Source organism: Thalassoglobus neptunius (assembly GCF_007859735.1).
GTDB classification, from domain to species: domain Bacteria; phylum Planctomycetota; class Planctomycetia; order Planctomycetales; family Planctomycetaceae; genus Thalassoglobus; species Thalassoglobus neptunius.
This window is the reverse complement of sequence record NZ_SIHI01000016.1, coordinates 51935-67760: the sequence shown is the minus strand read 5'-3', so window position 1 is coordinate 67760 and position 15826 is coordinate 51935. Positions and strand designations below refer to the sequence as shown.

Below are 15826 nucleotides of genomic sequence, written 5' to 3'. Positions count from 1 at the left end.
AGCTGCATCGGAAACGCGGGGCTGTGACTAGCCTCGGATGCCGTGATATTCCAATGGGAACTCGTAGTCTTTACGAAGTGGGTGGCCTTCCCAGTCATCGGGGCAGAGAATTCGGACCAGATTCGGATGGCCTTCGAAGAAGATCCCGACGAGGTCGTAAGCTTCGCGTTCGTGCCAGTCTGCGATCGCCCAGACTCCGGAAACAGAAGGAACGCTTGGAAGTTGACCCGCTTGGTCATCCTTCCAGCGAGGCAGTTTCACCTTCAGGGTGATCTTGTGGTTGTGTTCAATGCTCAGCAGGTGGTAGACGACTTCGAGGTGAGGGTCGAAGGGAAACTTCTTCGCCTGTTTCTCGTTCGGTTCAAGATAGTCGACGCCGCTGAGGTCGCAGAGCATGTCGAGCTTGAGTGACGGATCACTCTTAACGAATTGACCCACTTCAGCGATGTGTTGTGCAGCGACTTCGATCCATGGATCTTTCGCAGAGGATTCGAAGCCGAGAATCACCTCTTCTCCGAATCGATCGATCAGCGACTGATGAATTTCTTGTGGCGTCATGATTTCTGTCTGCAATAGCTGCTGGAGCGAGTTGGATCTGAGTATTTGCTTGGGCTCAGAATTCAAAAGGAGGTTCGACGAATTCAGGAAGCGAGTTGTGAATCCACACGAGGTTCGTTCTGTGAATTCTTACGCCCCTGTGCTCGGGCGATTTTCGCCTGATTGACCATTGCTCGAACCCAGTCGAGATCGCCGCGTCGCCAGACGTAAGCGAATCCGACCAGCAGGACTCCGAAGAAGACGAGGATGTCCGCGAATCCGGTCCAGGCGATGCGAAGTGCATCGGATGCGGCAATTGCAGTTTCCGCTGTTGTCGTTCCGGGCTCAAGATTCAAGAGCTTGTCGGAGAGATTGGTGCGAGCGGCCTCAGTGAGACGCGTGTCTGCCAGTTGTGTCACTCCCCCGAAGACTGTCGCCCACGGGAAGAAGAAAACGACTTCGACATCGAAAATGATGAAGAGGAGTGCGACGACGTAAAAGCGGATATCAAACTGAACGTAGCTTGATCCAATCGTCGGTTCACCGCACTCGTAGACGGCATCTTTTTCGGGCGTTGGGAGATTGGGACGGACGAGCCGACCGATCAACATTGGGGCCGCCACGAGTACAGCACCCGCAATGATGAAGAGAATGAAGTGAACGAGGAGGTCAGTCATGGAAAAGCTACAATTCTGAATGAACAGACGGGTCGTTTCGTCAACTATTCCGCTTCGGAGTATTCAAACGGGCTTGGCTCACCCTTCACCCAGACTGGTTCGTAGAGAACCTTCGATTCGGAAACCGAAGTTGGATTCAGTGTGGCCTGTCCCCAAGCTGTTTCGAGGGGGAGTTTTGCGTAGTCGACAACGCAACCGTCACGGCTGTAGCAGCTGAGATCGTGGTTGGAGCCCATGAAAATGCAGTCAACTGGACAAGGTTCCACACAGAGTGCACAGAACATGCATTTTGTGTAATCGATGGTGAACCCGTCGATTCGAAAGCCTTTGCCAACCGGGCTTTTCTCTTTTTCGATATAGATGCAGTCAACAGGGCAGGCAGCTGCACACTTTTCACATCCGATACAGGTCGTCAGGTCAAAGCGGTGAAACCCGCGATAACGAGCTTTCACCGGAACCGGAGTCTCCGGATATTCGTAAATTTCAGCAAAGGCTTTTCGCTGGTAGGTCTTCCCCATCGTAAAGAGGGTGACCCACATTCCCTTGATCACTGTCGAAACAGCAATCCAGACGTTGCGGAACCAGTCAAACATGATCCATTGACCTGTTGGGCGTTCTCGATGGAAAGTCACAGCTCATCTGTGCTGAATGCGAATTGGCTGACCGTCGATCGATTGTTCCGAAGTTGAACACGGAATCGTCATCAACTGAGTCGCAATCAAATTCGCACGTGCGTGCAGTCAACCGTAACTCATTCGCTGTGAGGCATTATAGGTGGGCCGACGTTCCCCGCAACCGATCAGTCTGAAGCAGGTTCTGGCATTCCCGAAGTCGGGAGTTGTCCAGCGTCGGAACCTGGGAAACTCAGGGTTTTTCGTTAGAAAACCGTCCAGTCGAGGATGACTTTTCCGGATTGTCCGGAATTCATGACGTCAAAACCCTTCTGGAATTCATCTGCCCCAAAACGGTGAGTGATGACCGGAGAGAGGTCGAGCCCCCCCTGCAGCATGACCGTCATCTTGTACCACGTTTCGTACATTTCGCGGCCATAGATGCCTTTGATCGTCAACATATTGAAGATCACGGTATTCCAGTCGATTTCAATCGGACGGGGCGGAATCCCGAGCATGGCGATTTTCCCGCCGTGGCACATATTTTCCAGCATCTCACGGAAGGCTGATTCGTTCCCGGACATTTCCAGGCCGACGTCAAAGCCCTCCTTCATTCCGAGTTCTTCCTGAACATCGTGAATTCGTTCGGATCGAACATCGACGACTCTTGTCGCTCCGAGTTTCTTGGCGAGATCGAGACGCCACGGATTCACATCTGTGACGACAACAAACCTCGCTCCGGCGTATTGACAGACGGCAGCTGCCATACATCCGATGGGGCCTGCTCCGGTGATCAAAACATCTTCCCCCAGCACATCGAATGACAGAGCTGTGTGAACGGCGTTTCCGTATGGGTCGAAGATGGAAGCGACTTCGCGGTCAATGTCGTCAGCGTGATGCCAGACATTCGTTTGGGGAATGGAAATGTATTCCGCAAACGCTCCGGGGCGATTCACGCCAATGCCCGACGTATCGGCACAGAGATGTCGGCGCCCTGCCAGGCAGTTTCGACAGTGGCCGCAGACAACATGACCTTCGCCGCTGACAATCTCGCCGGGGTAAAAGTCCTTGACGTTGTCGCCAACTTCGATGATTTCGCCAACGAATTCGTGGCCGACAACCATCGGGACGGGAATCGTCTGGCTCGCCCACTCATCCCAATTGTAGATGTGGAGATCAGTTCCGCAGATTCCGGTCTTCTCGACGCGGATGAGAACATCATTGATTCCGACATTTGGCATCTGAACATCTTCCAGCCACAACCCAACTTCTGATCGACTTTTTACCAGCGCTTTCATTGAATTCTCAACGCAATTTCGGATTGGTCAACGAGATGGAAACGGGGCACCGCCAACGTGATTGTAGCGAGGGACACCGGCAATAGAGAGAGTCTGCAATTCTGAATTCGATGTGATCAGAGATGTCGTATGTATCGACAGTTGTTCACATCTCAACTGCTTGACGACGTTTCATTCACGTGCTGATTAGCTTTCGCTTCGATGAATTGAGTTGTCAGGAACAGCGTCGAAGATTCACCCACGGCGATTGAGTTTGTGCGATCAATCTTTGCCGCTTTCTCTCGACATCTTCATTTTCGGACAGGTTGCGGACACGGGGGAATCGCGAGCGGTTCACACCTGCGGTGTCCGTGGCTAGAGTGAGTCCGTTCGGTCAGAATCGTTTCATCAGCTTGTTCGTAAAGAGATTGTTGAGTTCGCCGTGAAGAGCACATTCCCGCCAATGGCATATCGTTCCCTCTTATTTCTTTGCGTGGCGTGTTTGGGGATTGGTTCTTCACTCCCCGCTCAGGACGTCAGTGGTGATTCTCCTCGACGAATTTACCTCGACGAGTTTCGTCCGACTCCGGTACTGAAAGTTGACGAAAACATATTGCGGTCGGCCAAATTCCCTTGTGTGAATGTGCACTCTCATCCGGGCAAGTTGTCGGTTGAAGAACTCAATGCCATGGTCGAAACAATGGATGAGGCCAACATCGCCGTCAGCGTCAGTCTGGATGGACCGGCGGGGCCGAAGTTTGCGGATCACATCCATTTTCTTAAGCAAACTCACCCGAATCGTTTCGTCGTTTTCGTGCGCATCGACTACATCGGGGACGGCGATGAAGACGATCCCGCGACGTGGGATGTTCATCAAAAGGGCTACGGAGTGCGGATGGCTGATCAACTCACGGAGGCTGTGCGGCAGGGAGCGAGCGGGCTGAAAGTGTGGAAGAATCTGGGGCTGTACCTCAAAGATCTCGACGGCAATTTGATCCCTCCGGATGATCGTCGCCTTGATCCCATTTGGACGCGGGCTGGGGAATTAGGAGTTCCAGTTCTGTGGCATTGTGCTGATCCGGTCGCGTTCTTCAGCCCGACGAATGAGTACAACGAACGGTGGGAAGAACTTTATCGGCACCCTGAATGGAGTTTTTACGGTGAGGAGTTTCCGACTCATCAGGAGTTGATGGAAGCCCGCAATCGAGTGATTGCCCGTCATCCGGAGACGACGTTTATTTGTGCGCACATGGGCGACATTCCCGAGGATCTCAAAACGCTCGGAAGCTATCTCGACGCATTGCCGAACATGCAGGTGGAGATTGCCGCTCGCGTTGCCGAATTGGGACGACAACCGTACTCAGCCCGAAAATTCTTTCTGAAGTATTCCGATCGAATCATGTTTGGGACCGACGGGGTCCCTCCCATGTCCGAGTTGATTCCCCACTTTCGATTTCTCGAAACATGGGACGAAAACTTTCCTTACGAGGACAATCCGTTTCCGCCTCAAGGATTGTGGAACATCTACGGAATTGGGCTGCCGGACAGCGTGCTTGAAAAGGTGTACTACAAGAACGCCGCGAGGGTGATTCCCGGAGTCTCTGAGGCACTCTCAAAATGGCCGGACCGTGCGAGCGCAAACGGTCCGGCACAGCGGTAAGCGATCGAGCAACTTGGACGTTTCAGGAACGTCTCTCAGAATCTCGATCGGCCGCATTCGCGAGTGGTTCGAATCTGACTGCGCGACTTGCGCGAGTCGATTCGACAGAAACCCTGTCTGACAATTCAAGCGAAGTGGATGCGTAAAATCAACACGCTCTGCTGCGACTCCATCAGCAACGGTGCTGTGAAGTCTCGTGGACAATGGTGTTTCTCCTGACGCAATGGTCCCTCATCGGCAGGAAAAGTACCGCAAAGCCCTCACCTTGGCCACTCTGCCATCGAATCTGTCGTCGAAGCTGTGACCGTGATCAAACGCTGTGTTTGACGTCTCCGTCATCCTTGAAGAGCTTGTATTCGATGGCGTCCACAAGCGCCAGCCAGCTTGCCTCGATGATGTTTTCGCTCACGCCAACAGTGCTCCAGACATCATTCTCATCTTTACTTTCGATGACAACACGAACACTTGCCGCAGTTCCTTGCGTGGAGTTGATCACGCGGACTTTGTAGTCAACGAGGTTCATCCCTTTCAGGTTCGGATAGGTCGGCAACAGAGCTTTTCTGAGAGCGGTATCGAGGGCATTCACCGGTCCATCTCCTTCGCCGACTTCATGGCGAACTGGACCATCTCCATCGATGGTGAGTTTGATGGTTGCCTCGGTCAGCGGATCGGTTTGGCCAGCCGTTTCGACGTTGACTCGATAGTGAATACGCTGAAATTTCGGTTCGTAGGTTCCAGCCAGTTTCTTGACCAGAAGATCAAACGAAGCTTCCGCAGCTTCAAATTGATAGCCCTCGTTCTCGAGTTCCTGAACTCGCTCGAGGATTTGAGTCATGAGTTGCTGGTCATGGTCGAGTTTGTACTTCGTTGTCATGGCGACGATGTTGGACCGGCCAGACAACTCACTGACGAGAATTCGGCGTTCGTTTCCAACGGTTTCCGGGTCGATGTGTTCGTAGCTGTGAGCAATTCGGTTGACCGCATGAACGTGCATTCCTCCTTTGTGGGCGAACGCACTTCGTCCGACAAATGCCTGATTGACGCGGAAGTTCATGTTCGCCAGTTCGTAAACATAGCGAGACAGTTCGGTGAGGTGAGAGATCCCGTTCCCTTGAGTGAGGACTTCGTGGTCGTCGTATTTCAACGCCAAATTTGCTGCAACGCTGATGAGGTCTGCATTGCCGCACCGCTCGCCGATCCCGTTGATGGTTCCCTGAACCTGAACGATGCCCGCATCAATTGCTGCCAGAGAGTTGGCGACAGCGACATCACTATCGTTGTGGCAATGGATTCCCAAGTCAGTGGTGACTTTGTTTCGGACTTCATTCAGGATTCGGACGAGTCTCTCCGGCAAGCTTCCGCCGTTGGTGTCGCAACAAACAATCAGATTCGCACCCGCTTCCTGGGCTGCAAGAATTGTTTGAAGAGCGTATTCCGGATTGGCAGTGTAGCCGTCAAAGAAGTGTTCTGCGTCGTAAATGACTTCCCGTCCTTCTGAGACGAGATAGCTCACCGAATCGCGGATCATCGAGATATTTTCCTCGAGATCCACTCGCAGGACTTCGGTGACGTGAAGATCCCATGTTTTTCCGACGACTGTGCAAACGGGAGCTTTCGAGTCGACCAGCGCTCGCATTCCGACGTCTTCGGAAGCGTCGACTCCGCGGCGTCGTGTCATGCCGAAAGCGCAAACCTTGGCATGTTTGAGATTGAGTTCCTGCACCTTCTGAAAATACTCGAAGTCTTTCTCGTTCGAGAGCGGGTAGCCTCCTTCAATGTAGTCAAACCCCATTTCGTCCAGCTTTTTGGTGATCATCAACTTGTCTTGCAGCGAAAAGTTGACGCCTTCTCCCTGGCTGCCATCGCGCAAGGTTGTGTCATACAATTGAACGTACATAAGGTTTTCCGTGCTATTTTCGCTGGGGCTGTCTGGGGGAATATCCCAATAAAAAAAACCCCTCGAATCGAACCGATCCGAGGGGTTGAAAGTCTATGAAACTCTCCTCAGATCCTTGTCACTGGTGAAATAATCAACGAATCGCAAATGGATGCGATTTTTGGACAAGCAATAATTTGGGAGAGGTTTTTCATTGAGAATGAGTCTACTGATTTAGCGTAGGCATCCTACGATATTTCATGACGGCCGCGTTCGTCAATGATGAAATCTTGGAAAATATCATGTTCTGCTGTGTGCGAAGAGTTCTTCCAGTATCGTGAATCTGAGTCCGGAACGGTGACAAACACAGCGGAGGATGTCAGAATTCATCAGGAGGTCTCGCGAACTTCACGTTCTCTGCCTGATCTTTCATTTGACATGTCGGGAAGGTCTCCCGATGCTCTTGTTTCATTCATCCACCTTTCCTGAATTGATCGCTTTCGATGAAAAAGAATCCAGTGAAGTCTGCGCTAAGAGAAGGTCAGCCTCAAATCGGAACCTGGTTGAGTCTGGGAGATATCACTGCAACGCGAATGCTCGCTCGTGTTGGATTTCCGTGGTTGACCGTTGATCTGGAACATTCACCTATCGATTGGAATCAAGCGGCGACTTTGTTTGGAGTCATTGCAGATGCAGGCTGTGTTCCCCTCGCCCGAGTTCCGGAGGGGCGACACGATCACATTAAACGAGTGCTCGATGCTGGAGCACACGGAATCATTGTCCCGATGGTCAATACCGTTCAACAGGCTCGGGAAGCCATCGCAGCTGCGAAGTATCCGCCAACGGGGAATCGATCGGTTGGAGGGGCAACGCACGCTCTGAACTTTGACGCCTCCGCCGGTGAGTATTTCGCGAAAGCGAATGATGAGATTCTTGTTGTTCTGCAGACGGAGTCACCGGAAGGCGTTGAGAACGCCGATGAGATTTATTCGCTCGAGGGTGTCGATGCGATCTTTGTCGGTCCGAATGATTTGCGAGCCCAAATGAGAGGAACGGACGGACTGGACCCGACTACAGAGCAAATTGAAGCGATGCTCGGCCGAATTCTGGAAGCGGGGCAGAAAGCTGGAACTCCAGTTGGACTTCACGTCCAGACGATCGACGACGTGAACGAACGCGTGGAACAGGGTTGGCAGTTCCTGGCCATCGCCAGCGAATTGAAAATGATGCTAACGCAAGCTCAGAGTCTTGTTGCAGATCTCAACCTGACCAGCGAAACGGGAGACCTCGCACGGTACTAAGCAATTATGAAACTGGAATGAGAGTGATCGAGTCGTCAGCAACATTTGATCAGCTCAGCCGAAACATCAACTCAGTCGAGACAGAATCGTTCACCAAGGATCGTTCACCCAGGTTCCTGACGTGAAGCAATTCGCTTCGGACAGGTCTTGGGAGAAATTTTCCATTCCGCGCATTCACAGAATGCGGGTTGATGCTGAACGAGAAAATCTGTCGTCATTTAATTAAACGTGCTACCAATCTCCGGGGAGGAGAAGCGGTAGTTCACGGAAAGAGGAAATACCTGGCATGCTTCAGCGGAGAGAGTTGTTCCCGAATGTCATTGAAATGAATCACCAGGCACGTCGCCAACTGGGATGTTGCGTCTATCTGGTGTTTGATGCCGATGAGTGGGGACTGATTGATATTGGATACGAAGATACTCTGAATGACATCATCGAGATGATTCGTCAGATGGATTTTCCGCTATCGCAATGCAAATACTTGGTCGCCACCCATGCAGATGTTGACCACATCCAGGGGTTGAAGCGTGCGAAAGAAGTCATGCCGCAAGCCAAGGTTGTCGGGCATTCTCATGCGGCAAAGCTTCTCTCCGAAGGTGAGAGAATCATGACCTACGCAGAGATCACCGCTCAGGGGATTTCCATCGACCTCCCGAAGGTGGATTGCGACGAAACCATTCAAGAAGGAGACACGCTCACGATTGGCGGTCTCAATCTGGACGTCTGGCACACACCGGGCCACGCGCCCGCTCAACTTTCCTTCCGCCTGAACAATCTGCTTCTGTCGGGAGACAATATCTATCGTGACGGGTGTGTTGGAAACATTGACGCGCATCACGGTTCGGATATTCCTGCATTCATCCGATCTCTCAAGAGGATTCAGAAAAGCGACGTCGAATGGTTGCTCCCGAGTCATGGTCCAAACTTCCGCAAGGACAACGCAATGATTCAAGCGACCATCGACCGTTTGGAAGGTTATCAGCACATGGCCGATTTCGGAACGTGTGCTGTCGACTGGCCGCTGCTCGATGAATGGGATGAAGAACTCGCTCAGGGATAATGAGAACCTATCAAGAGAGCCCGAAGGAGTTGAAAATGAAAGCTTTCGCTCAGGTGTTCACGTGTTTGCTGTTCTCGGCGTTTGCAAGCATCTCAGCAGCTCAGGATGCAGTTCGCCCAGAACTGACTGAGGCTGAACAGGCGTTTGTTGAGCAAATGACGGAATCGGTTCTGGTCGGTCAGTTCAGTGTGGATGGAAGAAGCGACCGAACGCCGAAGCCTGAACGATACGCCATTCAATCCGTAACAAAGACCGGCGACGACAACTGGATCGTTCAGGCTCGGATTACTTACGGCAAGTATGATCTTCCCGTGCCGGTTCCGGTTCAGGTGATCTGGGCTGGAGATACACCCGTCCTTCAGGTGACGGATCTCAAGATTCCCCTCATGGGAGAAGGCTTCACGGCGAGGGTCATGTTCTACAAAGATCGTTATGCCGGAAGCTGGTATCACGGAAAAGTCGGAGGGCACATGTGGGGGAGTATCGAGCGACAATCCGCTGATGACGACTCCAAAACTTCCGAATCCCCAAGCACTGAAAGTGTCGAATAGAAACTCGCCCGATGTAGGTGTTGTTCTTGATCGCCTTGGGAATCCTCAATACGGCCGATTCAAATTCGTGTGCTGGCAGCCACTGATTTCGACTCAGGCACTACCGTTTCGAAAGTCAGGCAACTCATTTTCAGGCAAATCAGAGTCATGAACTCATTGTCATGATTCGGGAAAGAGAACTTGTTCTTTCCGGTGAGTTTGCTTGAACCGTTCGCTTCGAGATTTCGTATTTACTGCGCGTGCAATTCGGCGCAAACTCGTTTGAGACACGTCCTGGAAATGAATGGAATTCATGGCGGACCAACAGAGAGCACTCTCAGTCGACCGTGGTAAGAATTCCTGGGGAGCCGGGTGTTTCGTCGCATTTGTTGTGACGTGGATCTCGGTGGTCTTCGTACTGGTCGGCGGCTCAGCCATATGGACCATGGTCCTCGCGCCAGCCATGGAGATTCTCTCCGCCCCGAAATGGGTCGAGACTTCGTGCGTCATTCAGCGCAGCGAAGTTGTTCAAGCAGTCGATGATCCGGAAGATGGTCACGATTCTCTCGAGATTGAGTTTGAATACGACTTCGCTGGTCAAAAGTACAAAAGCGATCAATTCAGCCTGTCACCGGCGAACGAATTGAGTTCGGATGAAATTCGCGAGATTGCGGAGAAGTATATTGTCGGGACCAAACAGACCTGCTTTGTTGATCCGGACGATCCAGCAACAGCAGTCTTGAAAACCGGATCCCCCGAGATTACATGGATGGGGTTGTTGGGGCTGGTGTTTGTGGTCATCGGGCTTGCGTTGGCAATCGGAACATTTGTCGCTTCCAATCGAAAAAGCGAAATTGAGAAGTCTGATCCCTTTGCCGACTCAAACGCACAACGAGCTTTCGATGTCGAGGATCGTTCTGAGCTTCGATCTGGATTAGTGAGGTCAGAAACCAAGCCCGGACAGTCAGAATATGACGAAGAAGATCTCTTCGAAGAGCCGGGACCGATCACGCTGAAGGCAGACTCCCATCCACTGATGTTGTTCTTCGTTCTGCTGGCCTTCGGGATTGTTTGGAACGGCATTGTCTTCATGATCGCTTCCGAGCGATTCGATGATTGGATCAATCTGAAATTCAAAGGTTTCGAGGACTTGTTCCTCATGCCGTTCTTGATCGTTGGCATCGGAGTCCTTTTGGGGGCACTCTATGCCTTCATGGCCTCATTAAATCCCCGCCCGGTTGTCGTGCTCAGTCGTCAACTGATTCCGCTGGGTGGTTTCGCCACCGCCAACTGGCATTTCGAAGGGGGATTTGGATCTGTCCGAAAGTTGACTCTGTCCCTGGTTGGGACTGAAGAAGCGGTCTATCGACGTGGGACGGATACACATACCGACACGAATGAGTTTTACCGGGAAGTTCTCTTTGAAACGGAATCACCGAGTGAGATCTCAAACGGCGAAACAGAAGTCTCAATTCCCACTGACACAATGCACTCATTTACGAGCTCGAACAATAAAGTTATTTGGGTGCTCAAGCTGCATGGAGAAATTGCTCTGTGGCCTGATGTGCAAATGAAGTTTCCAATTCGCGTGGTGCCTCACGAATGAACGAACTCGAACTCACGATCTTGTCGGAACAGAAGGGGTTTGATCCCGGCGTCGAAGTTTCTGTGCGCGTTGGCTGGAAGTTCGATGAGACTCCGGATGCACTCGAATTGAGGCTGGTTTGGAATACATCAGGCAAAGGCGATCGAGACCTCAAGGTCGTTCAAGTTGTCGAGATCTCGCCATCTTCACCAACCGGAAGCCACGAGGTGATGCTCACTCTTCCCTGGGGACCTTACAGCTTCTCGGGAAAACTTCTTTCGATCGTTTGGGCATTAGAACTTGTCGCATTTCCGAATAATGAATCGCTTCGCCGCGAAATCGTTCTCGCTCCGAACGGCGAGGAAGTGGTTGTTTGAAGCGAGTCGATTAGTGCTCGCTCATCAACGGGATCTAAACGGCAAGGGCATCTGAACAGTTCCTCTCTTTACAGCTCATGATGTGATGCATTCATGCTCTGAAGTGGACGCTTCACTCGGGCAAACGGGTTTCTCAGCAGAGGAATTCGTGGTCGATCTTCACTGAGGTTTTAGATCTCCTGCGAAAAGCGGGAGTTGTCCTGTTGAGACGGTCGTAGGACTCGCATCGGTTGCAACTGATACTCGGGACTCGAGCGGAACTTCGACCTCTCAGTGCGAGAGTTGCTCGCGAATAATCGTCAAATCTGGAAGTCATTCCCAGGATTCTCGGGTTCCGCTTACTGGACTGACCTGAGAATCACACTCAGGAAATTCTGAAAAGCTCTGTGACAGAACGTCTCCTCGCCGCACCGCGAATTTCCAGTGCTAGAGTTTTAGCGACTCAGCATTAAAGAGCCGGGTGGACGACAGACACGTTTTGGAGCAACAGATGAGTTTCATTCAACATCGTAGTGCGACCTCGCTGCGGGAAGATGGCGGTGAGGGAACCAAGACGGCAGCTGCTACGTCAACGCAACTTGACCAGCATCTGAACATCGCCCGTTACGGGAGCTTTCTCCTGACCGATGCGATTCGTCCTGCATTCGACCTGCAGGTGGTGCCGAGCGCCGGTTGGAGAAAAGACGTCTACCGTGATGCGGAAACTCAGATCGATGTGCCTGTGATCATGGCAGCTGAGTCACGCGAGAATCTGTTTGACCTGTTTCTCGATCTGCTCGATCCGCTGGGCGACGAAGTTGATGTTGTCCTGGAAACCAGCCACAACAGCCATCTCGGAAAACACGACGATCTTTACCGTGAGTCGATCGATTTACCGATTCTTAAGAGCCTCTTGTACGAGTATGAAGACGTTCTTCTGAACGACGGATGCGCCGGGATCGCCATTCTGAACCCACGCATTCCGATGGAAGTGCAATTCGACGAACACAAATTGCTGATGATGTACGGTCACGATTTGAATCCATTCATTGAGGTGTTGGAATCCCATCATCTCTTCGCCAGCGACACCATTCGATTCGTCACAGAAGCAGAACATATTCATTCGACGACAGACGAATACACGAACCGTTTTGAGTCTTTGAAAATGCAACTCGGCGTGGAGCACGGAGAGAGTGCCGTTTAAAAACTCACATTCGGACTGGATGCATCCACGCGGACGCATCGTTCAGAGTCTTCACTGACTCGTGACAGATCCAATCGTTTTTTTGCCATTTGATTAACCGAGAAGACAGATGAGTCGATTCCCCTTCGGCTTGTGTCTTGGGCTTGTTCTCATCAACCAGGGATGTGTTGGGATCTCCTCGCAGGTTTCATCAACCCTTGAGATTGCAGGACAGCATGAAGGCACTCGCAATTCTCAACGTCTCGCAGTTCCGATCGAGTCGGCCGCTCAGAGTTTGAAAACTCCGATTCGACTGGTTTCGAATCAACAGCGGATTGCTTCGCGTTCCCAGAACGCTGAGCCTGTGAAGAGGTACTTCGCTTATCGGGGAGGCCCACCCATCAATTTGGGACAGCCTCAACCCTGGAGTCGATCATCCACCTTCACCCCACCTGTCAAAGTTGTTCCTGAACAGGTGATTCCGTCTCAAGAGAAAAAGCCCTTCGAAGACGCGATCACTTCCCAGTCGCCTGCGTCCATCCTCGGAAGTCAGGATTGGACGAACGTCATCGATAGCCTTCCGGACAAGTTACAGAAGAGCATCGTTGATCCGGAGGCGATGGTCCTCCCATCTTCAGTCGATTCCTCAGATCGAGTGGTCGCCGTTTGGGAGAAGCCGCTTCAAAGTACCGCAGGGCGACCCATTGAAATCACACCGGTTGGACGTGGGCCGCTTCGAATTCTCGTCGTTGGCAGCATCTACGGAAACGAGCCGGAAAGCATTCAACTGATCGATTCGTTTTCCGAAGAGGTTCGAAATGGAATCAGAAGTACCCAGACACAGTACCTGATCATTCGAACTCCCAATCCCGACGGTTTCATCGACCATGTCCGAACGAACCATAACGGAGTGGAGTTGAACCGGAACTTTCCTTCCACCTGGTTTACTGCCAATCCCAATCGGCTGACTGGGCCGCATCCGGGAAGTGAAGTCGAAACTCAGCATCTGCTGCGAATTCTCAAGGAGTTCCGTCCCCATCGAGTTGTTCATATTCGTGGGAGTATCGGAGTTCGTCCACTGGTGCTGGTGAATTCGAAACTCGATCGACTTCGTGGCGAAATCGATCGTCTCGATCAAGTTGATGTGGGTGGTTTTGGAGGAGAATTCAAAGCTGGATCACTCGAAGAGTTTGTCAGCATTCGGTCAGGAACCGAAATGGCGACAGTCCACTTGCCGCCTTCAGGATTCCCGCAATTGACGCCGCGTCAATTGATGGTGATCTGTGAAACGAACCTCAAAGAAGGACACACCCAGCAACTGGATGAGTCTCCAGCGACCGAGGTTGAGCCACTTGCCCCTCCCGCTACTGAGGTTCCGACAGCTGAAAACGTTCTTCCGGAAGAGCGATCGCCACAGGGGAAGAAAGGGTTTGTGGAGTTCCTTCCTCCTCCTCCAACTCCTGAACGCTTCAACAATGCGTCTCAATCGGAAGCGGGCGGGGATTCTCGTTACTACGAACTGCCTCCTCCACCGGGCACTGTTGGGCAGTAAATGTTGGGAACTCGCTAAGATCCTGCGATTCTTGTGAGCCTTCGAACCATTTCGAATTGAATCGCTCCACAGACGATGGCTGTCGAGTACAGCATCGGACTCGCTTCAGCGAGCGCACCCTCACCCGCACTTCGGATCAACGATTTCGCCACTGCAATAAACGGAGCGAACAGCCCGCCGGCGATGAGCGCTAACCCGATCGCTAACGGGAGGGCTCCCCACTTTACGATCAGCGAGCAAAGTGCGGTCAGATGGGCCATCACCAAAAGTCCGCAGATCAAAGTGAGCATCCGCGGAGTGAGAACGAACGATTCAAAGAAGTATCGCTCTTGCAGAAACGATTCGGGGATGAAAAGGAATACAATCGTTGGAAGGACTCCGAGAAAGCACCCGAAAGCTTTCTCCCATGTAATTCGAAGCGGCGTTTGTGGGAGCATGAGCAGCGTTGGAAGAGTTCCGGACTTTCGTTCGGTATGAAAAAACTGCGATGCCAGAACGAGTGTCTCGATACACAAGAGCACGAGAAGCAAATCACGGAACAGCTGGACTCCGTCGATTTCCATCTGTGCATAAATCTTCCGACGATAAAACACCATTATCAGTAGTGAGATGCTGTAGAAGACAACTCGTGCGATGAGTCCGGAAATCCCTCCAGCAATAAAATAATAGTCTTTCCAGGTCACGGCCTGACGCCAGGCACGTGGAATTAATATCGACTTCCAGCGTGAGCGCGTCTTCACGTCCATTCGAGTCGGTCGATCTGTGTCGGGAGCCCAGATAATGCGACAGAAACTTGCCCACGCAATCAGGAATGCAATCGTTCCGAAGATCAATGAACTGATCAATTGCCAGCTCAAGAATTGATAGTCTCCATCTGTCCCTAAAATTCGTTGAACCTGATCAACAACGGAGATTTGGGCGTTCAAGTCGAGCAGCCAGTCTGACCATTCTGAGAGACCTGCAGATTGAAAGATCGTGCTTCTTCTGGCTTGCCTGGCAGCTTGGTAGACGGCATATGGAAACCCATACAGGATCATCAACACCATCACCATCGCTGCCGCCGCCTCTTGTGACCGTCGCGACCAGACCGACATCAGCAAACTGAGGTTGGCGATTAAGAACAAGTGGGCGGACAAAGCCAGAAAAGTGGCCACAATTTGAAGGACCGTGATTCCACCGAGTGTGACCGCCAGCAAAGCAAATGGAAACTGGGCGGCGAAGATTAGAATCACTGAGAGAATTCGATTCGTCGACTTTCCCAGCAGAATTCCCAGTGGGGAAATGTTGGCGAGAAGAAGAAGACTGAGCGTGCCCTCCTCTTTCTCTTCAGTGATCGAATTGCAGAAATGACCGACTCCAGCCAGGTTGATGAGCGCAATGGCGAGAAACGCGATGGATCGAAATAAATCGAGTCCAGGAGCGGAACTGGTTGACTCGTGGAGATGAGCGGCGATGAGGAAGAGGAGGATCAAAATCACGCTGGCAATTCGTGCAAGATGAGCGCTTCGTTTCAGCGCGTCTGATCGAACTGATCGCATGAGAAGTGTTAGCGGGCCGTGAAACATCAGAAAGCTTTGTTAAAACAGTTGGGAGATCGGGATTCGGTCAGAACGAAAAAATA

14 protein-coding genes are annotated in these 15826 nt (G+C 51.8%); 8 read left to right on the top strand and 6 right to left on the bottom strand.

The features are described from left to right. Nucleotides 1–27: 27 nt before the first annotated feature. The 4 genes from KOR42_RS17875 to tdh form a co-directional block, all read right to left on the bottom strand. Nucleotides 28–558, bottom strand: a complete 531-nt coding sequence (locus KOR42_RS17875) for an NADH-quinone oxidoreductase subunit C (RefSeq protein ID WP_146511214.1) — start codon at nt 556–558, stop codon at nt 28–30. A gap of 83 nt (nt 559–641) precedes the next feature. Further along, the gene (locus tag KOR42_RS17870) at nt 642–1214 is read right to left on the bottom strand and encodes an NADH-quinone oxidoreductase subunit A (protein WP_146511213.1); all 573 of its coding nucleotides are present in this window, start codon (nt 1212–1214) and stop codon (nt 642–644) included. A 44-nt stretch (nt 1215–1258) separates the two neighbouring features. Then, entirely contained in the window at nt 1259–1807 is a 549-nt protein-coding gene (locus KOR42_RS17865; protein WP_146511212.1) for a 4Fe-4S binding protein, read from the bottom strand. A 284-nt stretch (nt 1808–2091) separates the two neighbouring features. After that, nucleotides 2092–3123, bottom strand: a complete 1032-nt coding sequence (tdh, locus tag KOR42_RS17860; protein WP_146511211.1) for an L-threonine 3-dehydrogenase — start codon at nt 3121–3123, stop codon at nt 2092–2094. A gap of 442 nt (nt 3124–3565) precedes the next feature. Between tdh and KOR42_RS17855 the strand changes: the two genes are divergently transcribed. Beyond that, on the top strand, nt 3566–4762 hold the full coding sequence (locus tag KOR42_RS17855; RefSeq protein WP_146511210.1) for an amidohydrolase family protein: 1197 nt from the start codon (nt 3566–3568) through the stop codon (nt 4760–4762). A 310-nt stretch (nt 4763–5072) separates the two neighbouring features. Here KOR42_RS17855 and cimA read toward each other — a convergent pair whose 3' ends face one another. Beyond that, a complete protein-coding gene (cimA, locus tag KOR42_RS17850) occupies nt 5073–6659 on the bottom strand; it encodes a citramalate synthase (protein WP_146511209.1) in 1587 nt (528 codons plus the stop codon). A 482-nt stretch (nt 6660–7141) separates the two neighbouring features. On the opposite strand from cimA, the gene KOR42_RS17845 reads away from it, so the two are divergent. The 7 genes from KOR42_RS17845 (at nt 7142) to KOR42_RS17815 (ending at nt 14205) form a co-directional block, all read left to right on the top strand. After that, nucleotides 7142–7939: an HpcH/HpaI aldolase family protein gene (locus tag KOR42_RS17845; protein WP_146511208.1), complete on the top strand. Its 798-nt coding sequence runs from the start codon at nt 7142–7144 to the stop codon at nt 7937–7939. Between the two features lie 286 nt (nt 7940–8225). Continuing rightward, nucleotides 8226–8999: an MBL fold metallo-hydrolase gene (locus KOR42_RS17840; protein ID WP_146511207.1), complete on the top strand. Its 774-nt coding sequence runs from the start codon at nt 8226–8228 to the stop codon at nt 8997–8999. Between the two features lie 35 nt (nt 9000–9034). Further along, complete coding sequence (locus KOR42_RS17835; protein WP_146511206.1) at nt 9035–9550, top strand: hypothetical protein; 516 nt, start codon at nt 9035–9037, stop codon at nt 9548–9550. Nucleotides 9551–9842: 292 nt separating this feature from the next. Further along, nucleotides 9843–11135 carry a DUF3592 domain-containing protein gene (locus tag KOR42_RS17830; RefSeq protein WP_197441312.1) on the top strand — a complete coding sequence of 431 codons (1293 nt, stop codon included), beginning with the start codon at nt 9843–9845 and terminating at the stop codon, nt 11133–11135. Then, nucleotides 11132–11491: a hypothetical protein gene (locus KOR42_RS17825; protein ID WP_146511204.1), complete on the top strand. Its 360-nt coding sequence runs from the start codon at nt 11132–11134 to the stop codon at nt 11489–11491. Before KOR42_RS17830 ends, KOR42_RS17825 begins: the two co-directional genes overlap by 4 nt. Before the next feature lie 490 nt (nt 11492–11981). Next, on the top strand, nt 11982–12674 hold the full coding sequence (locus KOR42_RS17820; RefSeq protein ID WP_146511203.1) for a hypothetical protein: 693 nt from the start codon (nt 11982–11984) through the stop codon (nt 12672–12674). 109 nt (nt 12675–12783) lie between these two features. Continuing rightward, on the top strand, nt 12784–14205 hold the full coding sequence (locus KOR42_RS17815; RefSeq protein WP_146511202.1) for a M14 family zinc carboxypeptidase: 1422 nt from the start codon (nt 12784–12786) through the stop codon (nt 14203–14205). A gap of 14 nt (nt 14206–14219) precedes the next feature. Here the strand turns inward: KOR42_RS17815 and KOR42_RS17810 are convergent, their stop codons facing one another. After that, nucleotides 14220–15683, bottom strand: a complete 1464-nt coding sequence (locus KOR42_RS17810; protein WP_231740987.1) for an ABC transporter permease — start codon at nt 15681–15683, stop codon at nt 14220–14222. Between the last annotated feature and the right edge of the window lie 143 nt (nt 15684–15826).